This window comes from Massilia hydrophila (assembly GCF_020208145.1).
GTDB lineage: Bacteria > Pseudomonadota > Gammaproteobacteria > Burkholderiales > Burkholderiaceae_D > Telluria > Telluria hydrophila.
The window spans coordinates 1-753 of record NZ_JAHYBX010000028.1; the positions used below are offsets into that span (position 1 = coordinate 1).

Annotated in this window: 1 protein-coding gene; it reads right to left on the bottom strand. The window is 44.8% G+C overall.

Translation table 11 applies throughout. The features are described 5' to 3' along the window. On the bottom strand, positions 1-753 hold a 753-nt coding region (locus LE190_RS22180; RefSeq protein WP_229517463.1), incomplete at both ends, for a thiamine pyrophosphate-dependent enzyme.

The following is a 753-nucleotide window of genomic DNA, read 5'->3' on the forward strand; positions in this document are numbered from 1 at the left end:
TTGTTTTCCTTACCTACCATCACTTCCAGTAGATATGCTCCGTCGTGATCAATCATGGTTTTCAGGGCACTACGTAGGTCTTTACGTTCCGAAATCTTCTGACCGTCGATGTAATAGCCTTTCGCTACAGCAACAAAATCAGGACTCGTGATATTCACGAATGAATAACGTCTGTCGTGGAACAATTGCTGCCACTGGCGTACCATGCCCAAGAATTCATTATTGAGGATCATGATTTTGACTTTTGCGCCAAATTGCATTATCGTTCCGAGCTCCTGGATCGTCATTTGTATACCACCATCACCGATGATTGCTACGACAGTTTTCTCTGGCGCGCCATACCAGGCACCGATTGCTGCCGGAAGACCAAAGCCCATCGTTCCTAAGCCCCCTGAGGTTACATTCGATTTGCTGTTGTTGAATTTAGCATAGCGACAAGTTACCATTTGGTGTTGACCGACGTCCGTTGTAATGATCGCATCACCGCCTGTCAATTCATTCAACACATGGATGACCTCACCCATGGTCATAATATCGGTTTGTGGGTGAAGTTCATTTTGGATGACTTCTTTGATTTCTTCTTTTTCAAGTTCACGGAATTGTGCAAGCCAAGCGGAGTGATTTGTAGCGTTTACCAATTCCGTCAGCATTGGAAGTGACTCTTTACAGTCGCCCCATACAGGTACGGTTGTCTGTACGTTTTTGTCAATCTCTGCTGGGTCTATATCCAAATGGATTACTTTTGCTTGTTTG